Annotated in this window: 20 protein-coding genes and 1 tRNA gene; 7 read left to right on the forward strand and 14 right to left on the reverse strand. The window is 72.0% G+C overall.

What is annotated here, in order from left to right; all coding sequences use genetic code 11:
• Positions 1–62 precede the first annotated feature (62 nt).
• From ABH931_RS08330 to ABH931_RS08350, 5 genes are all read right to left on the reverse strand, one after another.
• The gene (locus ABH931_RS08330; protein WP_370111672.1) at positions 63–1529 is read right to left on the reverse strand and encodes a penicillin-binding transpeptidase domain-containing protein; all 1467 of its coding nucleotides are present in this window, start codon (positions 1527–1529) and stop codon (positions 63–65) included.
• 83 nt (positions 1530–1612) lie between these two features.
• Positions 1613–2950, reverse strand: a complete 1338-nt coding sequence (locus ABH931_RS08335) for an FtsW/RodA/SpoVE family cell cycle protein (RefSeq protein WP_370111674.1) — start codon at positions 2948–2950, stop codon at positions 1613–1615.
• 148 nt (positions 2951–3098) lie between these two features.
• Positions 3099–3608: a DUF1269 domain-containing protein gene (locus ABH931_RS08340; RefSeq protein WP_370111411.1), complete on the reverse strand. Its 510-nt coding sequence runs from the start codon at positions 3606–3608 to the stop codon at positions 3099–3101.
• Between the two features lie 45 nt (positions 3609–3653).
• On the reverse strand, positions 3654–5171 hold the full coding sequence (locus ABH931_RS08345) for an ATP-binding protein (RefSeq protein WP_370111413.1): 1518 nt from the start codon (positions 5169–5171) through the stop codon (positions 3654–3656).
• The gene (locus ABH931_RS08350) at positions 5168–5890 is read right to left on the reverse strand and encodes a response regulator transcription factor (RefSeq protein WP_370111415.1); all 723 of its coding nucleotides are present in this window, start codon (positions 5888–5890) and stop codon (positions 5168–5170) included. The genes ABH931_RS08345 and ABH931_RS08350 overlap by 4 nt, the downstream gene beginning before the upstream one ends.
• Before the next feature lie 138 nt (positions 5891–6028).
• On the opposite strand from ABH931_RS08350, the gene ABH931_RS08355 reads away from it, so the two are divergent.
• The 3 genes from ABH931_RS08355 (at position 6029) to ABH931_RS08365 (ending at position 8068) form a co-directional block, all read left to right on the forward strand.
• On the forward strand, positions 6029–6448 hold the full coding sequence (locus ABH931_RS08355) for a RidA family protein (protein ID WP_370111416.1): 420 nt from the start codon (positions 6029–6031) through the stop codon (positions 6446–6448).
• Between the two features lie 136 nt (positions 6449–6584).
• Entirely contained in the window at positions 6585–7445 is an 861-nt protein-coding gene (locus tag ABH931_RS08360; RefSeq protein WP_370111676.1) for a sulfurtransferase, read from the forward strand.
• A 131-nt stretch (positions 7446–7576) separates the two neighbouring features.
• Entirely contained in the window at positions 7577–8068 is a 492-nt protein-coding gene (locus tag ABH931_RS08365) for a hypothetical protein (RefSeq protein WP_370111678.1), read from the forward strand.
• A gap of 269 nt (positions 8069–8337) precedes the next feature.
• Here the strand turns inward: ABH931_RS08365 and ABH931_RS08370 are convergent.
• From ABH931_RS08370 to ABH931_RS08405, 8 genes are all read right to left on the reverse strand, one after another.
• Positions 8338–8411, reverse strand: a tRNA-Ala gene (locus tag ABH931_RS08370).
• A 46-nt stretch (positions 8412–8457) separates the two neighbouring features.
• The gene (locus ABH931_RS08375; RefSeq protein WP_370111418.1) at positions 8458–9690 is read right to left on the reverse strand and encodes a hypothetical protein; all 1233 of its coding nucleotides are present in this window, start codon (positions 9688–9690) and stop codon (positions 8458–8460) included.
• Between the two features lie 78 nt (positions 9691–9768).
• On the reverse strand, positions 9769–10362 hold the full coding sequence (locus ABH931_RS08380) for a GNAT family N-acetyltransferase (RefSeq protein ID WP_370111420.1): 594 nt from the start codon (positions 10360–10362) through the stop codon (positions 9769–9771).
• 35 nt (positions 10363–10397) lie between these two features.
• Positions 10398–10913, reverse strand: coding sequence for a molybdenum cofactor biosynthesis protein B (locus ABH931_RS08385; RefSeq protein WP_370111422.1), 516 nt, complete (start codon positions 10911–10913; stop codon positions 10398–10400).
• A complete protein-coding gene (moaC, locus tag ABH931_RS08390; RefSeq protein ID WP_370111680.1) occupies positions 10910–11371 on the reverse strand; it encodes a cyclic pyranopterin monophosphate synthase MoaC in 462 nt (153 codons plus the stop codon). Before moaC ends, ABH931_RS08385 begins: the two co-directional genes overlap by 4 nt.
• 225 nt (positions 11372–11596) lie before the next feature.
• Positions 11597–13018: a gephyrin-like molybdotransferase Glp gene (gene glp / locus ABH931_RS08395; RefSeq protein ID WP_370111424.1), complete on the reverse strand. Its 1422-nt coding sequence runs from the start codon at positions 13016–13018 to the stop codon at positions 11597–11599.
• Between the two features lie 84 nt (positions 13019–13102).
• A complete protein-coding gene (galU, locus tag ABH931_RS08400) occupies positions 13103–14056 on the reverse strand; it encodes a UTP--glucose-1-phosphate uridylyltransferase GalU (RefSeq protein WP_370111426.1) in 954 nt (317 codons plus the stop codon).
• Positions 14053–14751: a GGDEF domain-containing protein gene (locus ABH931_RS08405; protein ID WP_370111427.1), complete on the reverse strand. Its 699-nt coding sequence runs from the start codon at positions 14749–14751 to the stop codon at positions 14053–14055. Before ABH931_RS08405 ends, galU begins: the two co-directional genes overlap by 4 nt.
• Before the next feature lie 55 nt (positions 14752–14806).
• Between ABH931_RS08405 and ABH931_RS08410 the strand changes: the two genes are divergently transcribed.
• Positions 14807–15484, forward strand: a complete 678-nt coding sequence (locus tag ABH931_RS08410; protein WP_370111428.1) for a 5-formyltetrahydrofolate cyclo-ligase — start codon at positions 14807–14809, stop codon at positions 15482–15484.
• A gap of 133 nt (positions 15485–15617) precedes the next feature.
• Here ABH931_RS08410 and ABH931_RS08415 read toward each other — a convergent pair whose 3' ends face one another.
• Positions 15618–18443 (reverse strand): penicillin acylase family protein, encoded by a 2826-nt coding sequence (locus ABH931_RS08415; protein ID WP_370111430.1) that lies wholly within the window; start codon positions 18441–18443, stop codon positions 15618–15620.
• Positions 18444–18713: 270 nt separating this feature from the next.
• On the opposite strand from ABH931_RS08415, the gene ABH931_RS08420 reads away from it, so the two are divergent.
• The 3 genes from ABH931_RS08420 to ABH931_RS08430 all read left to right on the forward strand — a co-directional run bounded on the left by ABH931_RS08420 (position 18714) and on the right by ABH931_RS08430 (position 21520).
• Positions 18714–20213 (forward strand): potassium/proton antiporter, encoded by a 1500-nt coding sequence (locus ABH931_RS08420; RefSeq protein WP_370111432.1) that lies wholly within the window; start codon positions 18714–18716, stop codon positions 20211–20213.
• Between the two features lie 94 nt (positions 20214–20307).
• On the forward strand, positions 20308–20625 hold the full coding sequence (locus tag ABH931_RS08425; RefSeq protein WP_370111434.1) for an FmdB family zinc ribbon protein: 318 nt from the start codon (positions 20308–20310) through the stop codon (positions 20623–20625).
• Between the two features lie 28 nt (positions 20626–20653).
• Positions 20654–21520 carry an S-methyl-5'-thioadenosine phosphorylase gene (locus ABH931_RS08430; protein WP_370111435.1) on the forward strand — a complete coding sequence of 289 codons (867 nt, stop codon included), beginning with the start codon at positions 20654–20656 and terminating at the stop codon, positions 21518–21520.
• Positions 21521–21906: the final 386 nt, after the last annotated feature.

The following is a 21906-nucleotide window of genomic DNA, read 5'->3' on the forward strand; positions in this document are numbered from 1 at the left end:
GTTCACGGACGAGGTTCCTGACGGTGCACGGACAGACACCGCGCGACCGGCCAGACCCCGTCTCAGCCCGACAGCACGGCCTGCATGACCGCCTTCGCGATCGGGGCCGCCAGCCCTCCACCGCTGATGTCGGCCCGGTTGGCGTTGCTGTCCTCGATCACGACGGCGACCGCCACCGGCGCGACCGCCGACGCACTGGGCTTGGCATAGGAGATGAACCACGCGTAGGGCGTACCGCTGTTGCCGACGCCGTTCTGCGCGGTGCCGGTCTTCCCGCCGACGACCGCGCCGGGGATCTGCGCGTTCGTGCCCGTCCCGCTGCCGACCACGTTCACCATGGCCTGCTGGATCTGCGCGGCCACCGCGCCCGACACCGGCCGGCCGAAGGTCGCGTTCCCGAAGCTCTGCACCGTCGTTCCGTCGCTGCGGGTCACCTTGTCGACCAGACGCGGCTCCATCAGCGTGCCGTCGTTGGCGACGGCGGCCGCGACCTCCGCCATCTCCAGCGGCGTGGCGGCGGTGTCGTACTGCCCGATGGACGAGAGCGCGAGGAAGGCCTGGCTGGTCAGGCCGGTGTCGAAGTTGCTCTTGGCCACGCCGACGGGGATGGTCTGGCCGCTCTGGTTGAAGCCGAACGCCTCCGCCATCTTCACCATGTTCGCTGCGCCCACGTCCACACCGGCCTTGCCGAAGACGGTGTTGCACGAGACCTGGAGGGCGTAGTCGAGGGTCGCATTGGTGCAGGCGTCGCTCGCCGACTCGTTGGTGAGTGCGTGGTCGGTGTCCTTCGGCGTGTACGGGTCCGGGGAGTTCGTCGGGACGTCGATGCCGCTGTAGAGCCCGTACTGCAACGCGGCCGCCAGGGTGACGACCTTGAACGTCGACCCCGGCGGATAGGTCTGGCGCAGAGCCCGGTTCAGCATCGGCTGGGTGGTGTCCGCGTTGAGCCGGGTCCAGTCGGAGACGGCAGCCTGCCCGGTGCCGGTGATGCCGTTCGGGTCGTAGGAGGGGGTACTGGCCAGGGCGAGGATCCGCCCGGTGGCGGGCTCGATGGCGGCGACCGCGCCGCGCTTGCCGCCGAGCCCCTGGAAGGCGGCGCGCTGCGCCTTGGGGTTGATGGTGGTCAGCACGTTCCCGCCGGGAACCCGGGCGCGGGAGATCTCGTCCCAGACCGCGTTGGTCGACAGGCGGCTGTCCTGGCCGGCCAGGATCTTGTCCTCGACACCTTCGATCAGGGTGTTGCCGTAGGTCTGCGAGGAGAAGCCGGTGACCGGTGCATACAGGGCGCCGTCGGTGTAGGTCCGCTGGTAGGCCAGGGTGCCGCCGGTCCTCCTGGAGCCGGTGACCGCCTTGCCGGCCACCAGGATGTCGCCGCGGGGCTGGTCGTAGCGGGCGATCACCGCGCGCTGGTTGGCCGTGTTGTCGTCCAGCGACTTGGCCTGGAAGACCTGCAACCGGGTGGCGTTGGCCAGCAGCACCAGGATCAGCGCCAGGCAGAACAGCCCGGCACGGCGGCCGGTCCGGCTCAGCGAGAGCCGCACCGCTCCGGGCGGCGGGCCGGCCGGAGCGCCCGAGCCACCCGCGCCGGGCTTGGACGTCGCTCCCTTGCGCCTCATCTGTCCTCCTGCTCCGGATCACCGCTGTCATCACCCTCGTCCGCGCCGGGCGTCGGGGTGATCAGCTGCGGCACCGGAGGATCGGGGCGGCGCGCGGCGTCGCTCAGCTTCACCAGCAGTGCGATCAGGATCCAGTTGGTCACCAGTGAGGAACCGCCCTGGGCCAGGAACGGCATCGTCATCCCGGTCAGCGGGATCAGGTCGGTGACTCCCCCGGCGACCACGAAGACCTGCAGCGCCAGCAGCACGGCGAGCCCGATCGCGAGCAGCCGCCCGAACGGGTCGCGCAGCTGGCGGCCGATCCGGAACCCCCGCACCACGACGATCGCGTAGAGCAGGAACAGCGCCGCGAGCCCGACCAGGCCGATCTCCTCGCCAAACGTCGCCAGGATCCAGTCCGACTTCATCGCGAAGCCGATCAGGTACGAGTGGCCGAGCCCGAGGCCGGTGCCGAGCAGGCCGCCGGCGGCGAAGGCGAACATCGACTGGGCGAGCTGGCTCGGGCCCAGTCCGAGCCGGATGGTCCGCATCGGGTCGAGCCAGTCGACGAAGCGGACGTGCACGTGCGGCTCCCACAGCGCGACCGGCACGACCGCCACGCCGACCAGCACCAGGCCGACCGCGATCCAGCCGATCCGGCCGGTCGCCACGTACAGCATGACCACGAAGAGGCCGAAGAAGATCAGCAGCGTGCCGAGGTCCTGCTCCAGAAACAGAACGGCCGCGCTGACCAGCCAGATCAGCACGATCGGCCCGAGGTTGCGGCCGCGCGGCAGCTCCAGCCGCCAGACCCGGCGTCCGGTCAGCGCGAGGGCGTCACGATGGCGGGCGAGGTAGGAGGCGAAGAAGATCGCGAGAGCGATCTTGGCGATCTCGCCGGGCTGGAAGGACAGCGGGCCGATCTTGATCCAGATCTTGGCCCCGTAGACGGCCGGCAGGAAGATCGGCACGATCATCAGCAGCAGGGCGGACAGGGCCAGCACGTAGGCGTAGCGCTGCAGCACCCGGTAGTCGCGCAGCGCCCAGACCACGATGATGAAGAGCCCGACCCCGATCGTCGACCAGAGCAGCTGGGTCGGCGCGGTGCTGCTGTTGGGCGTCGCCCGGTCCAGCCGGTAGATGACCACCAGGCCCAGACCGTTGAGCAGCACGGCGATCGGCAGCAGCAGTGGGTCGGCGTAACGGGCCCGCGCCCTGACGCTCAGGTGGGCGAGCAGCGCGAGACCGCCGAGGCCCAGGCCGTAACGCAGCGCGTCCGACGGCACCTTGCCGTCGATGTCGGCACCGACGTCCACGTAGCCGTAGGCCGCGATGGCGACGGCGAGGACCACCAGCGCCAGCTCGACCCAGCGCCGCGTCGGTGGCTGTGCCGGTAGCGCGACGGCCCCGGCCGCACCGTGGGCGGCCGGGGTCGCCGGTTCGTCGCTCCCCCGCGATCGCCGGGCGGCGCGCCAGGGGCGCCCGCTCCGGGACCGGTCGGGGTCAGGCGCCGTGGGCGGCACCCGCGCGCAGGGTGGCGACCGCCTCGCGGAGGTGCTCCTCGTCGGCCTCGCTCAGCGAGGTCTGGATGATCTGACCGCCGAAGGGGGCCAGCTCCGGCAGGACCTTCTCGGTCACCGCGTCGCTGACCAGGGCGAAGACGGCCGCCGCGCCCGGCGTCAGGCCCGCGCCGACCTTGCGCATGAAGTCGTCGTCGACGCCGAAGTCGTTGGCCGAGCCGACCGCCGCGCCCGTCGCGCCGCCCACGGCCATGCCGAGGAACGGCATGAAGAAGAGCAGCCCGATCAGGCCGCCCCACAGCGCGCCACCGGCCGCGCCCGCACCGACGGTGCTCATGGCCTGGTGCAGCTTGACCTTACCGTCGGGACGGCGCTCGACGACGACGGCGTCCTCGATGTTGATCAGCTTCTGCTTCTGGAGCTCGACGAGCTTGGCCCGGACCTGCTCGGCGGTGGCCACGTCGGGGTAGGCGACGGCGATGAGGTTGCTCATGAAGATTCCCTTCGAGTCTCTTCGAGACGTCGGTCACTCGGGAATCTACCCAGATACTCCAGATTTGTCCGATTTGTTCTCCGCGTGTCGCGGCCACGGCGCGGCCTTGCCCAACGACCGCGACGGGTGCGGGAGAAGCTCCCCGCGCGCGTCCGACGCGCCCGGGTCCGCGTCCGCCTTCAGGGTGAAGCCGATCTCCGCACCGCCCCCGACGCGGTTGCGGGCGAACACCTCACCGCCGTGCTCCTCGGCGACCTCGCGCACGATCGACAGCCCGAGGCCCGACCCCGGCAGGCTGCGCGCAGCCGTCGCCCGGTAGAAACGGTCGAAGATCCGGTCCAGGTCCCCCGGCTCGATGCCCGGTCCCCGATCCAGCACGGTGATCCGGTCGGACCGCACGACCACCCGGATCTCCTCCGGCCCCGTGGAGAACTTGGCGGCGTTCTCGACCAGATTGGTCAGCGCACGTTGCAGCGCCTGCGGCCGGACCGTCGCCTCCACCGGGTCGGCCTCGACCACGATCTCCCGGCCGGTACGCCGACGCGTCAGGTCCGCGACCCGCTCGGCGAGCTCGTCGAGCTCCGTCGAGGTCGGAGCCTCGGTGCTGCGCCGGTCGTTCGCCAGCTCCACCAACTCGTTGACCAGGACCGTCAGCTCACGCGTCTCGGTCTCCAGGTCGTCCAGCAGGGCGCCGCGCGAGGCGGCTGAGAGCCGGTCCATCCGGCGCAGTGCCGCGATGTTGGTCCGCAACGAGGTCAGCGGTGTGCGCAGCTCGTGCCCGGCGTCCTGGACCAGCCGCCGCTGGTCCTCCTTGGACCGGGCGAGCCGGCCGAGCATGTCGTCGAAGGCGCGGGCCAGCCGGCCGATCTCGTCCCGGCCGCGCTGCGGCACGTCCAAGGTCAGCTCACCGGTCGCGGCGACCTGCTCCGCGGTCGCGGTCAGCCGCACCAGCCGGCGGGTGATCCGACCCGCGACCCACCAGCCCGCCGCACCGGCGACCACCATCACCAGTCCGGCGGTCAGCGCGATGCGCGTCATCAGCGAGCCGAGCAGTTCGTCGGTCGCGCTCAGGCGCTCGGAGAGCATCACCGCGCCGCGCCCGCCGCCGAGGGAGACGGTCACCACCTGGTAGCGGTCCCCGCCGGTGTCGACGTAGACGTTCCGGGTGTGGCCTGCGGCCTGGGTGCGGGCCAGCTGCCGGTCCCCGGGGTCGGTCGGCAACGGGTCCATCTGGCTGTTCTGCTTGTCCGCGTACTGCAGGACCTTGCCGTCCGGGCCGAGTACCTGGACACCGATGTCCCCGGAGTGGGTCAGCTGGTCCACCAGGTGCTCCTGGCTCTCCTGAGTGGAGACGAAGTCCTGGGCATTCAGCTCCAGCGTCTGCGCGTCCCCGACCAGGGTGCTCAGCGACGCCTGGAAGTCCCTGGCCCGGTCCTGCCGGATCAGCGACGCCGCCGAGGTGTAGCCGAGCGCGCCCACCAGCACCGTGACCAGCGCGGCGAGCCCGGCGAAGGCGATGGCGAAGCGGAGCCGCAGGCCTATGTTGGCCCGGAGCCGACTCACGGCTCACGCAGCGTGTACCCCACGCCCCGGACGGTGTGGATCAACGGCGTGCGGCCCGGCGTGTCCAGCTTGCGGCGCAGGTAGCCGATGTAGACGGCCAGGTTCTTCGAACCGGGCCCGAAGTCGTAGCCCCAGATCCGGTCGTAGACCGTGCTGTGGTCGAGCACGATGCCCGCGTTGCGGGCGAGCAGTTCGAGCAGGTCGTACTCGGTGCGGGAGAGCTGGATCTCCTCGCCGCCGCGCCAGACCCGCCGTGCCGTCGAGTCGATCCGCAGGTCGTCGACCTCGATCAGGTCGTGCCCGGCCGTGACCGAGTCCGCCTCCACGGCGGCCTCCGCCGACATGGAAGGCACCGCGGCACGACGCAGCAGCGCCCGCAGCCGGGCCAGCAGTTCCTCCGCCTCGAAGGGCTTGAGCATGTAGTCGTCCGCGCCCGCGTCCAGTCCGGCCACCCGGTCCGAGGTCTCCACACGCGCCGTCAGCATCAGGATCGGCACGTTGTCGCCCTCGGCCCGCAGCACCCGGCAGACGGCGAGCCCGTCGATCCCGGGCATCATCACATCCAGGACGAGCACGTCCGGGCGTTGCTTGTGCACGGAGGCCAGGGCCTCGATGCCGTCGGACACCGGAGTCACCTGATAACCCTCCAGGGTCAGCAGGCGGTCCAGCGAATCACGGATGGCACGGTCATCCTCGGCCAGCAGCACAGTCGGGGTCACGACATCGATTCTCCACGACTCGATGAGGAACCGGTAAGAGACCTTCTCCCACCGGCCCGGCCCGGGGCCCCCGGACGGCTCCGGATCTGGCAGCCTGCACGGTGATCACGTACCGCCCACCAGAACGGGACCACGCACATGACGAACCTCCGTCACCACCTCCGGCCCGCCGGGCTGCCTCCGGTCAACGGCTACAGCCACGCCGTGGCGGGGTCCGGCTCCCTGGTCGCGGTCTCCGGCCAGGTCCCGCTCGACGGCGACGGCCGCCTGGTCGGCGCCGCGGGCCCGGACGGTGCGGCCCCGAACCCGGAGGCGCAGCTGCGGCAGGTCTTCACCAACGTCGGCGCCGCCCTGGCCGCCGCCGGGGCCGACTGGTCGGACGTGGCCAAGCTGACCGTCTTCCTCACCGACCTGGCCGACCTTCCGCTCTTCCGCTCGGTCCGGGACGAGTTCGTCGACACCACCCGTCCGCCCGCCTGCTCGCTGGTCCAGGTCGCCGCCCTGGTCCATCCGGAATTCCGGGTCGAGGTGGACGCGCTGGCGATAGTGTCCGGTTGATCGTCGACCACCGCAGGGATCGGCTCCGGAAAGGCGTGCCCCCGTGACCGTCAGCGAACCGCCCGCTCCCCCCGCCACCGCTCCGCTCGCCACAGGTCCGCTCGCCGTCGCTCCGCTCGCCACCGCTCCGCTCTGCCTGCCCGGGCCGCTCGTGGACGTCGCCTGGCTCGCGGCCCACCTCGGCGCACCGGGCCTGCTGGTGTGCGACGCGAGCGTCGGCGCGCACCGGCACGACTTCGCGGCGATCCCCGGCGCCCGGCTCTTCGACCTGGACGGCCCCCTCTCGGCGCCGGACAGCCCGCTGCCCCACACCATGCCCACACCTGAGCAGTTCCAGCGCGAACTGCGCGGGCTCGGCCTGGGCGGGACCGGCACCGTCGTGCTCTACGACAACGCCGGCCTCTACTCGGCCGCACGCGGGTGGTGGATGCTGCGGGCGATGGGCTTCGAGCGGGTGGCCGTCCTCGACGGCGGCCTCCCTGCCTGGACGGCGGCCGGCCTGCCCGAGCAGAGCTCCCCGCCCGGCCCGGCGGAACCCGGGGACTTCACGGCCCGCCCCCGCCCCGGGATGCTCGTCGACAGTTCGGTGGTACTCGCGGCGCTGACGGACCCCGAGGCGGCGGTGCTCGACGCCCGCGCCGCCGAGCGGTTCGAGGGCCTCGTCCCCGAGCCGCGCCCCGGGCTGCGCGCGGGCCACATGCCGGGCGCGGTCAATCTGCCCTTCACCACCCTCCAGGACGCCTCGGGCCTGCTGCTCCGGCCCGAGGCACTGCAGGCCCGCTTCGCGGAGGCGCTGCGCACCCGGTCGACGGCGCCGCCACCCGGTGCGGCCGACGCAGCGGGCGGCACCGCGCCCCGGCTGCTGTTCAGCTGCGGCTCGGGCGTCACCGCCTGCGTGCTGGCGCTCGGCGCAACGGTGGCGGGCTACCGCGATCTCGCGGTCTACGACGGCTCGTGGAGCGAGTGGGGCCTGCCGTCCGCGCTCCCCGTCGCGTGAGCGACCGGGAGCGGCCTTCGTCCGCTGCGGGCCCGGGCCCCGACGCCGCCGCCGGCCGCACCCCGGCGCCGGACCGCGCACGTCCGCTGCTGCTGCTCGACGTCGACGGCCCGCTCAACGCCTTCGGCGGGATGCCGGACGGCCGGCCGGACGGATTCGCCGAGCACTTCCTGATGCCGCCGAGCTGGGCCGCCCTGGAGGAACTGCGGATCGCCGCGTCACCACGTCCGCGCGAGCCCCTCCCGCTGCCGGTCTGGCTCAACCCGGACCACGGCGCCCGGCTCCTGGCCCTCCCCTTCGACCTGGCCTGGGCGACGACCTGGGAAGCCGAGGCGAACGACTGGATCGCCCCGCTGGTCGGCCTGCCCGAGCTGCCCTTCATCGCCTGGCAGCGGCCACGTCCGGTACCGCGCGGACGCGGCTGCTGGAAGACCCCGGAGATCGTCGCGTGGGCGGCGGGACGGCCGTTCGCCTGGGTCGACGACGAGATCGCGCGGGCCGACCAGGACTGGGTGCGCCGCAACCATCCGGCCCCGGCCCTCCTCCTGCCCGTCGACGCGAGCACCGGCCTCACCGCGGCGGACCTCGCCACCCTGTCGGCCTGGGCGGAGTCCCTCACCTGACCCCCGGCCCTGACGTCGGGGCGGACCACTCCCGGCTCGCTGATCCGCCGGGCCTCCGCAGGCCGAGGCCCGGCGTCGCGCCCTGACGCATCGCCATCGGCCGCGTCGTGGCCGCCGGCTCGCCGGAAAACATCCTGTTCCCCTCAGGCGCGGCCCCCTCAGGCACGGCACTCATGTGACTCACGTCACCGCACCGAAGACGCACCGACGGCGCCCTGAAGAACGACAGAGGGCCTGTCCGATTTCTCGGACAGGCCCTCTGTGTTGGGTGGAGCTGAGGGGATTCGAACCCCTGACCCCCTCGATGCGAACGAGGTGCGCTACCGGACTGCGCCACAGCCCCAACGAGAAGAAACTCTAGCAGGTCCGGAGGGGTGCTTGCGCACGGGTTACTCGTTGGCCGCACGGGGGGTGTCGTCGGCGAACTGGTCGAAGAGCGGTGTGGCCGGCTTCGGCGCCTGACGACGGGGAGGCGCGGTCGGCGCCTGCGGCGCCCGGGCCGGGGTCGTCGGCTGGGCGGGTGCGGGCGCCTGCCCGGCCGCGCGGGGCTTGCCGGTGCGGCCGGCGGAGTAGGTGTCCGGGGCGGACAGGTCCAGCCCGAAGGTCGCCCGCGGCGCGACCGGCGCCGTGACGTAGGTCGGGAGCGGGACAGGAACGGGATCCCAGCCGCCGTCCCCCTGCGCGACGGCCGGGGCGACCGGCCCGGCGTGCTCCGGCAGATCGTGGTCCGCCCAGGGATCGGCCCGGCCGACGCCCTGTGGTGCACCGCCCCGCTGTGTACCGCCCTGCTCCGCACCGCCTGGCTTCACGGCGCCCGGCGTTCCGGCGCCGGAGGCGGTCCGCGCGACGCGGTGGACCTGGTCGTCTGCCGCGCGTGCCGTCGCTTCGGTGGAGCGGGGCGCCGACGCCTCCCGGGGGGCCTGCCGTGTTCCGGCCGCCGTCGCGGCCTCCCGACGTTCCGCCGCCTGCCGACGGACGTGCTGGGCCGCCTCGACCGCGCGGCGACGGTCGATCTTCACCTCGTAGCGGCGCCGTTCCTGACGGCGCATCTGGGCGATGTACAGCGAGAAGAGGACGGCGGGGACGGCGGGGATCCAGAGCAGGGCGACGCCCCCCACCGCCGCGACCACCATGCCGACCGTGAAGGCGACGAAGAGCAGCACCACCATTCGCCGACGCCGCGCGAGCAGCGCCGCACGGCGGCGGGACGCGACGGCGGGCGACAGCGCGCCCTGGTGGGCCCCTGAGGCCACCTGGGGCGCGTGCGGAGCCCGGGGCACGTACGCCGGACGCGCGAACGCCTCGTCCTCGCCCTCGTTGCCGCCCTCGTTGCCGCCCTCGTCGTCGCGCGGGTCGGTGTCCTCGGCCGCGCCTCGGCCCTGGACCGGGGCCGGGCCCTCGGCGTCCGGGGCGTTCGGCGCCGCAAGCGGCTGGGTCTCCTCCAGTTGCCGGGAGATCTTCCGCTCCATCGCGGCGCGCCCGGACAACAGCCGGATCGCCGTGCTGAATCGCTCCGTCGGACGCGCTTCGTTGAGCTCGTCCTGACGGCGGAGCCACATGGGGACCAGATACGCAGCCCAGGCCCCGACGATGACCGCGTAAATGAGGCCGCTACTGCTCACGCTTCACACCGTACGGGCGTGAGGGACGGCCCGGCGGCTATTTCGGCCGGTGTGTCGCTGAATCATGTTCATATCGACCTATTTGTGGTGATGGTGACTCTGGATTCCACTGTTTCCGCGCCATCGCGCGAGCAATCCCTCCGGAACCTCGTCCGCCGTCAGCGCGTAGACGAGATGGTCCCGCCAGCCGCCGTCGATGTGAAGATAGCGTGGACGAAGACCCTCCTCGCGAAATCCGAGTTTCTCGACCACGCGACGGCTGGGGACGTTCTCGGGGCGGATACAGATCTCGATCCGGTGCAGCCCCATCGTGCGGAAGCAGTAGTCGGTCGCGAGGGCTACGGCGGTCGGAATGATTCCGCGCCCGGCATGCCCCTCGTCGACCCAGTAGCCGATATTCGCGGAGCACATCGAACCCCAGGTGACACCGCCTACCGTGAGCTGGCCGACGAGGTTCCCCTCGTACGTCACCACGAACGGCAGCATCCGTCCCGCGTTCGCCTCCCGCCGCAGGAACCTGACCATCTGACGGTAGGTCGGACGCGGGCTCTGCGGATGGCCGGGCGGGGGCGGGGGCACGGTGGCCTCCCAGCGGCGCAGCCAGTCCCGGTTGCGCCGGCTGACCTCCTGCCAGGCGCGCTGGTCCCGCACCCGGATCGGACGCAGCGTCACCGGGCCCTCCCGCAGTTCGGCCGGCCAGAAGGCGTTCAGCGCGGGCCCCCTCTCGCGTCGGCGCCGCCGGACGCCTGTGGGTGGTCGCCACCACGCACCTGGTCGACGGCGTGGGCCAGCAGCGGCTTGAGAACCGCCAGGCCGTCCTTGACGCCCCCCGGAGAGCCCGGAAGGTTGACGATCAGGGTGCGTCCGGCCAGTCCGGACAGTCCGCGCGACAGGGCAGCGGTGGGTACGCCGTTCTCCCGCCCGTAGGCGCGGATCGCCTCCGCGATGCCCGGCACGGGCCGCGTGATGACCTGCTCGGTCATCTCGGGGGTGAGATCCAGCGGGGTCAGGCCGGTGCCTCCGGTGCTGACGACCACGTCGTAGCCGTCCGCGACGGCCTTGCGCAGCGCGACGAGGACCGGGTCCCCGTCCGGCACCACGACGGGTCCGACCACCATGCAGCCGACCTCGGCCAGGCCGGCGGCCAGGATCGGCCCGCCCCGGTCCTCGTAGACCCCGGCGTGGGCGCGGTTCGAGACGGTCAGCACGAAGGCGCGGATCATCGCCCCACCCCTTCCTCGGGCGCGGCGAGGTCCGCGCGGTGCCAGTCGCCGCTCTTGCCGCCGGTCTTCTCCTCCACCTGGACCGCGTCGATCCTGGCGCCCTTGTCGACGGCCTTGACCATGTCGATCACGGTCAGGCCCGCGACCGCGACCGCCGTGAGCGCCTCCATCTCGACGCCGGTCCGGTCCGCGGTGCGCACGGTGGCAGAGATCTCGACAGCGTCGTCGGCGACGACGAGATCCACGGTCACACCGGAGACGGCGATCGGGTGGCAGAGCGGGATCAGATCGGGCGTGCGCTTGGCTCCCATGATCCCCGCGATCCGCGCCACGGACAGCGCGTCGCCCTTGGGCACGCCCTCGCCGCGCAGCAACTCGACGACACGTGGCGACACCAGCACGCGACCGGACGCGCGGGCCGTACGGGCCGTCGTCGCTTTCTCGGAGACGTCGACCATCCGGGCGGCGCCGGAGGCGTCGACGTGGGTCAACCCGGACCCGGACGGAACGGGGCTGGTGCTGTGCACTTGGCGCTCCTGCGATCGTGACGGCGGGGTGCGGCGCCAGGGTATCGCTGCCCGGCCGACGCGTCCCATCGGCGGCGACGCCGGCGCCCGGCCGTCGCCCCCGCTCGCTCCCGCCGCTCCTGCTCGCCCCCGGGGGCGGAGCTCGGCGGCGCCCGCTCAGTCGAGCAGGATCACGCGCACCTCGGCGTCGGCGGCGACGGCCGTGGCGTCCTCGTCGACCACCAGGAAGGCGTTGGCCTGGGCCAGCGCTCCGAGCAGGTGCGAGCCCGCCCCGCCGACCGGGGTCACCGTGCCCGTCCCGGCGTCGTAGGCGGCCCGCAGGAACTGGCGGCGGCCCGCCGGAGAGGACCCGATCGCCCGGGTGAGGCGCGCCGTGACCTGCGGCCGGTGGAGCTCGGTCGCACCCAGCATGGCCTGGATCGCGGGGCGCACGAAGAGCTCGAAGGAGATGTAGGCGCTGACCGGGTTGCCCGGCAGGGCCAGGAGCGGCACCGGGCCGTCCGAGCCGTCCAGCACGCCGAAGCCCTGCGGCTTGCCCGGCTGCATCCGGAGCTTGCGGAAGGAGATCTGCTCGCCGAGCGCCTCCTTGACCACGTCGTACGCACCGACGCTGACGCCGCCGCTGGTGACGATCAGGTCGGCACGGATCAGCTGGTCGTCGATGACCTCGCGGAGCCGCTCCGCCTCGTCGGGGACGCCGCCGACGCGGTAGGCGAGCGCACCGGCGTCACGGGCCGCGGCGGTGAGGGCGAAGCTGTTCGAGTCCGGGATCTGGCCGGGGCCGATGGGAGCGCCCGGCTGGACGAGCTCGCTGCCCGTCGACAGCACGACCACACGCGGGCGCGGACGGACCAGCACCCGGTCGTGGCCGGTGGCGGCGAGCAGGCCGATCTGCGTCGGGCCGAGCAAGGTCCCGGCGGGCAGCAGCGCCTGCCCCGCCGAGATGTCCTCGCCGCGCCGCCGGACGAAGGCGCCGGGCTCGGCCGACTGGAAGATCCTGACCTCGCCGGTGGCGACCGGCTCCGTGCCCTGCGGGGCCATCGCCGTAGCGGGCTCTCCCGAGCCCGTCCCGGCGTCGGTCCACTCCACCGGGACGACCGCCTCGGCGCCGGGCGGCAGCGGCGCGCCCGTCATGATCCGGGCGCACTGGCCGGGCCCGATGACCGGCAGTGAGGCCGCGCCGGCGGCCACGTCGCCGACCACGGTCAGCACCGAGGGGTAGTCCTTGGTCGCGCCCGCGAGGTCGGCCACGCGGACCGCGTACCCGTCCATCGAGCTGTTGTCGAAGGGCGGCAGGGCGACGGCGGACACGATCTCCTCCACCGTGAGGCAGCCCTGCGCCTCCAGCAGCTGCAGCTCCAGCGGACGCAGCGGGGAGACCGCGGCCAGCACGTCGGCGAGGTGCTCCTCGACCGTCCACTGCCGGTCCGTCCCCGGCTGCGCGGCGCACGGGTCCGCCAGACCGGCGCCATGACCGTGCTCGTGCGCATGCCCCTGGCCCTCACCCGCGCCGGAACCGTGTCCGGTGCCGTGCTCGTGGCCGTGGTCGTGCCCGTGCTGGTGCTGCAGGTCGGTCATGGTGCCTTCCCCCATGGTCGTGCGGTGCGGACGCCGCTGGAGCGCCGCGATCCCGGTGCGGTGGCCGTGCCGATCAGGTACCGATCAGAAGGGCTCGATCGGACCGTCCAGCTCGCCGCTGACGACGAACTCCTTCAGCCAGGCCCGGAACTCCGGGCCCAGATCCTCACGCTCGCACGCGAGCCGGACGATCGCACGCAGGTAGTCGCCCTTGTCGCCGGTGTCGTACCGGCGGCCGCGGAAGATCACACCGTGCACGGGGCCGCCGCGCCCCGGCGTGCGCTGGGAGAGCACGCGCAGCGCGTCGGTCAGCTGGATCTCGCCGTTCTTGCCGGGCGGGGTCTCGCGCAGCACGTCGAAGACGCTGGGGTCGAGGACGTACCGGCCGATGACGGCGTAGTTGCTCGGCGCCTCGCCGGGGGCGGGCTTCTCGACCAGGTCGGTGATCCGGACCACGTCCTCGTCGACCCCGTGCGGGCCCGGGTACTCGGCGGGGCGCACCGAAGCGCAGCCGTAGAGGTGGGCCAGGGCCGGGTCGACCTCGATGAGCGCGACGACGCTGCCGCCGAGCTCGTTCTGGATCTCGATCATCTTGGCCAGCAGCGGGTCCCGCGGATCGATCAGGTCGTCGCCCAGCAGCACGGCGAACGGCTGGTCGGCGACGTGCGGCTCCGCGCACAGCACCGCGTGCCCGAGGCCCTTGGGGTCGCCCTGGCGGACGTAGTGCATCGTGGCCAGCTCGCTGGACTCACGGACCCGGTCGAGCTTGGCCTGGTCGCCCTTGCGTGCGAGCTGCTCCTCCAGCTCGTAGGCCCGGTCGAAGTGGTCCTCCAGGGGCCGCTTGTTCCTGCCGGTGATCATCAGCACATCGGTCAGCCCCGCTGAGGCCGCCTCCTCCACGACGTACTGGATCGCCGGCTTGTCGACGACCGGAAGCATCTCCTTCGGGGTCGCCTTGGTGGCCGGCAGGAAGCGGGTGCCGAGTCCGGCGGCGGGAATGACCGCCTTGGAGATCTGGCGCGCACGAGCTTTCGTCATACCGACGACTTTAGCTGCCCCTGCGTGTCCGCCGGATGTCTCTCCGCTGTCAGAGACTTGTCAGCGGCCCGCAGCAGGAGTGCCGCATGCGAACCGTCCTGCGGCAGCAAGCCGAGGCCCACCCGGGCAGACAACCCGTTACCTGGGAGAGCACCGCTCTCGTCCGGAAGCACCGGAACGGACGGCAGCGCGAGCGGGTGCCGGCGGACCGTCCAGGCCAGCCGGTCGGCCACCGTCCGCGCGCCCGCCTCGTCGGTGTCCGGCAGCAGCACGAGGAACTCCTCGCCCCCATAGCGGCCGAAGACGTCCTCCTCACGGACCTCCATGGCCAGCCGCTGGGCGAGGTCCCGCAGGACCGCGCCGGCGCGCTGGTAACCGTGCTCGCGGCGGATCTCGACAAAGCCCTCGATCTCCAGCAGCAGCACCCCCAGCACCCGCTCCGCCGGGCGCCGCTTGCAGCGGGCGATCTCCCGGTCGAGGGCCAGCTGCAGGTAGCGGTAGTTCCACACGCCCGTCAGCGCGTCCGTGCACGAGGTGCGCTCCAGCTCCGTCCGCCCGGCACGGAGCTCGGCCAGCTCCGCCGCCTGGGCGGCCACCCGCGCCCCCACCCGGGACCGCCCGCGTAGGAGCAGCCCGGTGGCAAGCAGCGCGGGAAGGCAGAGAGCAGCGAGGATGTCAGCGAGGACGGGCGGCATGTCGTCCCTCCGCACAGTGCTGGCCGGTTAACGAGACGGAAGGCCGTCCCATCTGATGGAGAACGAGAAGAAGGCCCTTCGGTCACGGCTGCTCGCCGAACGGTCGGACATGTCACCCGTCGAGCGGGAGGCTGCGTCGAACGCACTTGCCGAGGCGGCGCGCGTGCTCGTCACCGCCGCGAGGGCAGGGACTGTGGCCTGCTACGTCTCGATGGGGTCCGAGCCCGGCACCCGCCCGCTCCTCGACACGCTCCGGGCGGACGGCGTCGAGGTGCTGCTTCCCGTGCTGCTGCCCGACAACGACCTCGACTGGGCCGTCTACGACGGCCCCACTGGCCTGGCTCCGGCCCGGCTCGGCCTGCTGGAGCCGACCGGGCCGCGCCTCGGCCCCGACGCCGTCGTCGGGGCGGATCTCGTCCTGCTGCCGGGCCTGGCCGTCGACCCGGCCACAGGCGTGCGCCTGGGCCGCGGCGGCGGCAGCTACGACCGCGTGCTCGCCCGGCTGGCGGCGGCCGCCTCGTCGGCGCGGCTGGTGACCCTCCTGTTCGACGGTGAGCTGGTCGCGGCTCTGCCGGCGGAACCCCATGACCGGCCGGTGGACGCCGTCATCACCCCGCACCGCACGCTGCGCTTCGCGCGGGACGAGCGGGACGAGCGGGACGAGCGGGACGAGCGGGATCTCAACCACAACCACGACCACGACCACGACCACGACCACGAGGAGCGTGGCTGACGACCCACCGTCGATCGGGCGCGACCTCGGCAAGGCCGTCGAAGGCCTTGCCCGTGAACGCCCGAGGCGCGGGGAACCGTCCGGTTCCCCGCGCCTCGAAGGCGTGGCGGCGCGCGCGCCGCGTCGCTCCCGCCTACGGCGTCAGTGCCAGCTTGTCCTTCGCCGTCGCGTTGACGGCCTGCTGGGAGAACGGCCAGGTCAGCAGCTCTCCGTCGACCCACATCTGCATCTGGTCGTCGTAGTGCTGGTCGAAGGCGTGCCCCGAGGCCCCCCCGATGTTGATCCAGTGCGAGGAGTCGAAGTCGGACAGGTCGACCACCATCCGCATCGACGGCGCCTCGTCGACGGTGAACCCGTTGGCAGCGTTCCAGCTGGCCGCGTCGACCGCCGCGCTGCCGCCGTTGAGCTTGTACGGGCCGCGGTTGAGCAGCCAGTGCACGGCGCCGGAGGCGATCGAGGAGTTGTCGGTGCCGAGCGTGCGCTCCTGGAGCTCCAGGGTGTGGATCCGGCCCCAGCTCCAGCCGCTGATGTCCTTGCCCATGAGCGAGGTCAGCTGCTTGCGGGCGTCGATCATGGCCTCCTTGAGCAGGCTGTCGCGGCCCTGCACCTGGTTGCCGTTGTCGTCCGTCCAGTTCCACCACGCGTCGGTGGCGTGGGGCAGCAGCTTGCCGACCACGGTGGTCCACTGGTCGCTGCCGTCCGGCTGCGCAGTCGCGTCGTCGCGCAGACCGCAGGTGCGCACCCGCTGGGCCTTGCCGTTGACGTCGTCCTGCGGAATGCCGGCCTTGTCGGCCGGGATCACCATGATGCAGTCCGTGGTGCTGCGGACCTCGGCCGGGAACTTCTCGTCGAAGGCGAGGTGCAGCAGGTTCGACCAGACCGCGTTGTAGTACGCGGCGGCCGCCGAACCGGAGTCCTGCTCGTAGTTCCAGCCCCGCAGCAGATCCTGCGCCTGCTTGTAGTAGGGCTCGTTGATCGGGATGTTGAGCAGGTAGGGCACGAGGGTCTTGGCGAAGACGCTGGTGTCGTCCAGTTGGATCGAGGCCATGTCCTCCGGCGAGATCTTGCCACCGCCGGCCAGCTTGCCCTGGATCAGCGTGGTGATCTGCTTCGCGCGGGTGCCGTAGTCCCAGTCCTTGGTGATCAGGTAGGGGTAGTTCGCCGAGTCCACTGCCGCCTGGTTGGCCGTCACGATATAGCCCGAGCTCGGGTTCTCCTCCCAGGGCAGGGACGGGAACGGCACGAAGTTCTTCTGCCACATGTAGTGGGAGTCCCAGCCGGGCTGGGGGTAGGTGCCGTCGGACGCGGTCCCGTTCACCGTGGGGCGGATCGGGATGTCGCCGGGCATCTGGTAGCCGATGTTGCCCTGGGTGTCGGCGTAGATGAGGTTCTGCGCCGGGACGGAGAAGTCACGGGCGGCGCCGCGGAACTCGGCGAAGTTGCTCGCCTTGTCCAGCGCGAAGACCGCGTCCATGGTCTTGTTCGGAATCAGCGCCGTCCACTTGAGCGCGATGGCGTAGCCGCCGCCACGGGGCGGCGCCGAGCCGTCGACCGGCGCGCTCGCGCCGACGCTCTGCTCCTGGGTGCTGTGGTCGGAGATGATCGGCATGCCGTCGTGCGTGGTGCGGACCGTGACCGTCTGGTCCGAGCCGCCCGCCACCTTGATGGTCTCCTGGCGGGTATTGAACGCGACGTTCTTGCCGTCGAGCAGGTACGTGCCGTCGCTGTTGACCTGCTCCAGGTAGAGGTCCTGGACGTCGGCCCCGAGGTTGGTGAAGCCCCAGGCGATGTTCTGGTTGTGACCGATGATCACGCCGGGCATGCCCGGGAAGGTGAAGCCGGTGACGTCGAAGGGGCACTGCGCGCTGACGGTGTTGCAGTGCAGGCCCATCTGGTACCAGATGGACGGGATGCCCGGCGCCAGGTGCGGGTCGTTGGCCAGCAGCGGCTTGCCCGTGGTGGTGTGGCTGCCGTCGACGACCCAGGAGTTGGAGCCGATACCGGCCGCACCGGGCCGGCCGAGCATGGTCGGCAGCACGGAGATGTTGTCGGCGAGCGCCTGCGCCGCCTGCTGCGCGCCCTCGGCCGCCGGCTTGCCGCCGACCGTCCGGTAGGCGGCCGGCACGGTCGCGGAGCCGTTGCCGGACCCGGTCGACGTGGCCTTCGCACCCGTGCCGGGGCTGATCGCGGACGTCTTCACGCCGTCGCCGGGAACGTAGGTGCCGTCCTTCGCGACCTTGCCGGTCCTCGCGATGATGGTGCCGTTGGTGGACTCGGGGTAGGACGGGTAGAGGTCGGCGATCTGCTGGGTGGACAGGCTCCCCGCCAGCAGCGAACGGTCGATCTCCTGCTGCATGTTGCCGCTCAGGTCCCAGGCCATCGCCTTGAGCCACGAGATCGAGTCGACCGGCGTCCACTGTGCGGGCTTGTAGCCGCCGTAGACCGTGCCGAGCAGGGCGTACTCGAGTGAGGCCCCGGCGCCACCGGGGTGGTCCTTCAGCCAGGCGTTGACGCCGTCGCTGTACGCCTGCAGGTACGCCTTGGTAGTCGCCGAGAGCTGGTGGTCCCACTCGGCCTGCGCGACCCCGCGCCAGTTCATGGTGCGGATGAAGGCGTCCGTCTGCACCTGACCGGAGCCGAACATCGACGCCAGCGTGCCGGAGGTGATGTGACGGTTCACGTCCATCTGCCAGAACCGGTCCTGCGCCTGCACATACCCCTGGGCCATGAACAGGTCCTGCGCGCTGGAGGCGTAGACCTGGGGGATGCCCTTGTCGTCCCGGACGACGTCGACCGGGCCGGACAGGCCCTGGAGGTGGATGCTGCCGGTGGTCTGCGGGTAGGAGGCGTGCACCTGGCGCACGCCGTACCAGCCGCCGGCCGAGACACCGGCCACCAGTAGCAGCACGACCAGCACCACCATGATGCGCAGGCGGCGGAACTTCTTGGAGCGGGGCATCAGGGTCCTTGTGAGGGGCAGTGACTTTACCGCGAGGGGCCACCGGGCAAGGCGGCGGTGCTGACGCTAACACCCGAAGCGGAACCGGTGGCGCGCGGGCGTTGGCCGGGACGCCCGGGAGGCGCCCTCGTCACCGGGACGCGTGTGGCCCGTTGGACCCCGAGCACGATGCCCAGTCCGTGGACGAGTCGGGAGTCTCAAGGGCCAGAACGGTAAAATCTTGCTCCAAACAAGTGGAAGCAACGATTCTGCTGCGCGAGGTGCCCCTGCGTGTCCGTCCACCGGCTCGACCTGCTGCTCCTGCTGTTCTCGCTGGTACTGCTGGTGGCCGTGGCGGCAGTCCGGCTCTCCTCCCGCAGCGGGCTCCCCAGCCTGCTCATCTATCTGGGGATCGGCGTCCTGCTCGGACAGGACGGCATCGGTGACATCACCTTCAACGACGCACAACTCGCCCAGGTGCTGGGCTACGCGGCCCTGGTCGTGATCCTCGCCGAGGGCGGGCTCGGCACCCGCTGGCACGACATCAGACCCGCCGTCCCCGCCGCAGCCGTCCTGGCCACCGCCGGCACGGCGATCAGCGTCGGCGTGGTGGCCGTCGGGGCGCACCTGCTGACCGGGAGCGACTGGCGGATCTCCCTGCTGATGGGCGCCGTCGTCTCCTCCACGGACGCGGCCGCGGTCTTCTCGGTGCTGCGCCGTGTGCCGCTGCCGGCCCGGCTGAGCGGCCTGCTGGAGGCCGAGTCCGGATTCAACGACGCCCCCGTGGTGATCCTCGCCGTGGCCTTCGCGACGGCCGGACCCATCGACGCGTGGTGGGTCCTGGTCGGCACCGTGCTGCTGGAGCTCGCCATCGGCTCGGCGGTGGGGCTGGCGGTGGGGCGGCTGGGCGCGCTGGCCCTGCGCCATGTGGCGCTGCCGTCCTCCGGCCTCTACCCGATCGCCGTCATGGCGCTGACGCTCCTCGCCTACGCCGGCGGGGCGCTGCTGCACGGCTCGGGCTTCCTGGCCGTGTACGTGTGCGCCCTCGTCCTGGGCAACGCCAGGCTGCCGCACGGCCCGGCCACTCGGGGCTTCGCAGAGGGGCTTGCCTGGATCGCGCAGATCAGCATGTTCGTGATGCTGGGCCTGCTGGTGAACCCACGCACGATGGCGGACGCGGTCGTGCCGGCTCTCGTCGTCGGCTTGGTGCTGGTGCTGGTGGCCCGGCCGCTGTCGGTGCTGCTGACGCTGACCCCGTTCCGGGTGACATGGCGCGAGCAGACCCTGCTGAGCTGGGCGGGGCTGCGCGGGGCGGTCCCGATCGTGCTGGCGACCATCCCGGTCGTTCACGTGGTGCCCGGCGCGGACCAACTGTTCAACACGGTGTTCCTGCTGGTCGTGGTGTTCACGTTGATCCAGGGCCCGACCCTGCCGCTGGTGGCCCGAGCGCTGCGGATCTCCGATGCCGCGCACGCCGACGACCTGGAGGTCGAGTCCGCTCCGCTCGAGCGGTTGCACGGGCACCTGCTCTCGGTCTCGATCGGCCCCGAGTCCCGGCTGGCCGGTGTCGAGGTGAGCGAGCTGCGGCTGCCGAAGGGCGCGGCCGTGACTCTGGTGGTGCGGGAGGGTGCGAGTTTCGTGCCCGGCCCGGCGACCGTCCTACGGCATGGCGACGACCTCCTCGTGGTCGCCACCGACCAGGTCCGCGACCGGACCGAGAGGCGCCTGCGGGCCGTCGACCGGGGCGGCAAGCTGGCAGGCTGGCTGAGCGGGACGCGTGGAGAGTACTGAGCCTCACATCCGGATCAGTGGACTTATCCACCGGGAATGCCGCATCATTGAGGATCGTTAGCACTCACAGCCTTAGAGTGCCAGGAGGAAACAAGTGCCGACGTACCAGTACCAGTGCACCGCGTGCGGCAACGGTCTCGAGGCCGTCCAGAAGTTCACGGACGCCGCGCTGACCGAGTGCCCCGAGTGCGGCGGCAAGCTGCGCAAGATCTTCTCCGCGGTGGGCGTGGTCTTCAAGGGTTCCGGCTTCTACCGGACCGACAGCCGCTCGTCGTCCAGCAGCAGCATCTCGTCGACGAACTCGTCCTCGACGTCGTCTTCCCCGTCGTCCACGTCGGGTTCCTCCGGCTCGTCGAGCTCCTCCTCGACCTCGTCGACGTCCTCTTCCGGCTCGTCCGGTTCCGCCGCCTGACCCCAGCCACCGGGCTACGCTGCGGCGCATGACAGACCAGTCAGCAATCGCGGCCACGGCCGAGATCGGCATCATCGGCGGCACGGGGCTGTACGCCCTCGTGGACGACCTCGATGAGGTCGCAGTCGACACCCCTTACGGCGCTCCGAGCGACTCCCTCCTGGTGGGCGAGTTCGCAGGGCGCCGTGTGGCGTTTCTCCCGCGCCACGGTCGGGCGCACCGGATTCCGCCTCACGCGATCAACTACCGGGCGAACCTCTGGGCCCTGCGCTCGCTCGGGGTACGGCAGGTGCTGGGCCCCTGCGCGACGGGCGGCCTGCGCCCGCAGTACGGCCCTGGCACCCTGCTCGTCCCCGATCAGTTCGTGGACCGGACCTCCGGCCGGGTCCAGACGTTCTACGACGGCCGGACCCGAGGCGACGGGATCACCCCTGAGGTGGTCCATGTCTCCGCGGCCGATCCCTATTGCCCGCGCGGCCGGGCGGCGGCTCTCGCCGGCGCCCGCACCTCGGGCTGGCCGCCCGTCGACGGCGGCACCATGGTGGTGATCGAGGGCCCCCGGTTCTCCACCCGGGCCGAGTCGCGCTGGTACAGCTCCCAGGGCTGGTCGGTGGTGGGGATGACCGGACACCCCGAGGCCGTCCTCGCTCGCGAGCTGTCGCTGTGTTACACCTCGCTCGCGCTGGTCACGGACCTCGACGCGGGTGTGGAGACGGGCCAGGGCGTGACACACGCAGAGGTCCTGGCCGAGTTCGGCCGCAACATCGACCGCTTGCGTACGGTCCTGGCGGCCACGGTGGCGGCCCTGCCGGCCACGGAGGAACGCGAGTGCCTCTGCGTTCACGCGCTCGACGGGATGACCACCGGCCTGGGAGTGGAACCGACCTCCCGCTGAGCAGCCTAGGAGGCCCCGAAGCCGGTGCGGAAGACCCTCCGCCCGGCTTCACTCGACCGTGGAAGGGTTTTCCACAGGGCCGGTTTGTCCACAGGTTCCGGGGGGGCGCGCTTGGCGATGACCCCGGGCAGCGGCAGCGTGGTGGTCACAGCGGATCCCCGGCTCGCAGGGGGTCCCCGACCTGGAGGTCACCGTGTCCCTCTCCGTGCCGCCCACGTACAGCGTCGCCCTCTTCCCGCCGATCCGGGCCGGCCGCGGCCGGCACCGGCTACCCACACCGGTGCGGCGGCGCCCGGGGCCGATCACGGCCGGGTTCCTCGTCGCGGCGACCACCCTGGCCGTCGGGTCACTGCGGCAGTTCCCCGGATCGGGTGAAAAGGGTGCGA

Origin of the sequence: Streptacidiphilus sp. MAP12-33, assembly GCF_041261265.1 — a bacterium.
Lineage (GTDB): Bacteria > Actinomycetota > Actinomycetes > Streptomycetales > Streptomycetaceae > Streptacidiphilus.

Coding starts and splice junctions, on each gene's coding strand:
- ABH931_RS08340 (WP_370111411.1), bottom strand. CDS start 3,608: ATGAGCAACCTCATCGCCGTCGCCTACCCCGACGTGGCCACCGCCGAG.
- ABH931_RS08355 (WP_370111416.1), top strand. CDS start 6,029: ATGACGAACCTCCGTCACCACCTCCGGCCCGCCGGGCTGCCTCCGGTC.
- ABH931_RS08365 (WP_370111678.1), top strand. CDS start 7,577: ATGCCGGACGGCCGGCCGGACGGATTCGCCGAGCACTTCCTGATGCCG.
- ABH931_RS08385 (WP_370111422.1), bottom strand. CDS start 10,913: ATGATCCGCGCCTTCGTGCTGACCGTCTCGAACCGCGCCCACGCCGGG.
- moaC (WP_370111680.1), bottom strand. CDS start 11,371: ATGGTCGACGTCTCCGAGAAAGCGACGACGGCCCGTACGGCCCGCGCG.
- glp (WP_370111424.1), bottom strand. CDS start 13,018: ATGACCGACCTGCAGCACCAGCACGGGCACGACCACGGCCACGAGCAC.
- galU (WP_370111426.1), bottom strand. CDS start 14,056: ATGACGAAAGCTCGTGCGCGCCAGATCTCCAAGGCGGTCATTCCCGCC.
- ABH931_RS08405 (WP_370111427.1), bottom strand. CDS start 14,751: ATGCCGCCCGTCCTCGCTGACATCCTCGCTGCTCTCTGCCTTCCCGCG.
- ABH931_RS08410 (WP_370111428.1), top strand. CDS start 14,807: ATGGAGAACGAGAAGAAGGCCCTTCGGTCACGGCTGCTCGCCGAACGG.
- ABH931_RS08415 (WP_370111430.1), bottom strand. CDS start 18,443: ATGCCCCGCTCCAAGAAGTTCCGCCGCCTGCGCATCATGGTGGTGCTG.
- ABH931_RS08430 (WP_370111435.1), top strand. CDS start 20,654: ATGACAGACCAGTCAGCAATCGCGGCCACGGCCGAGATCGGCATCATC.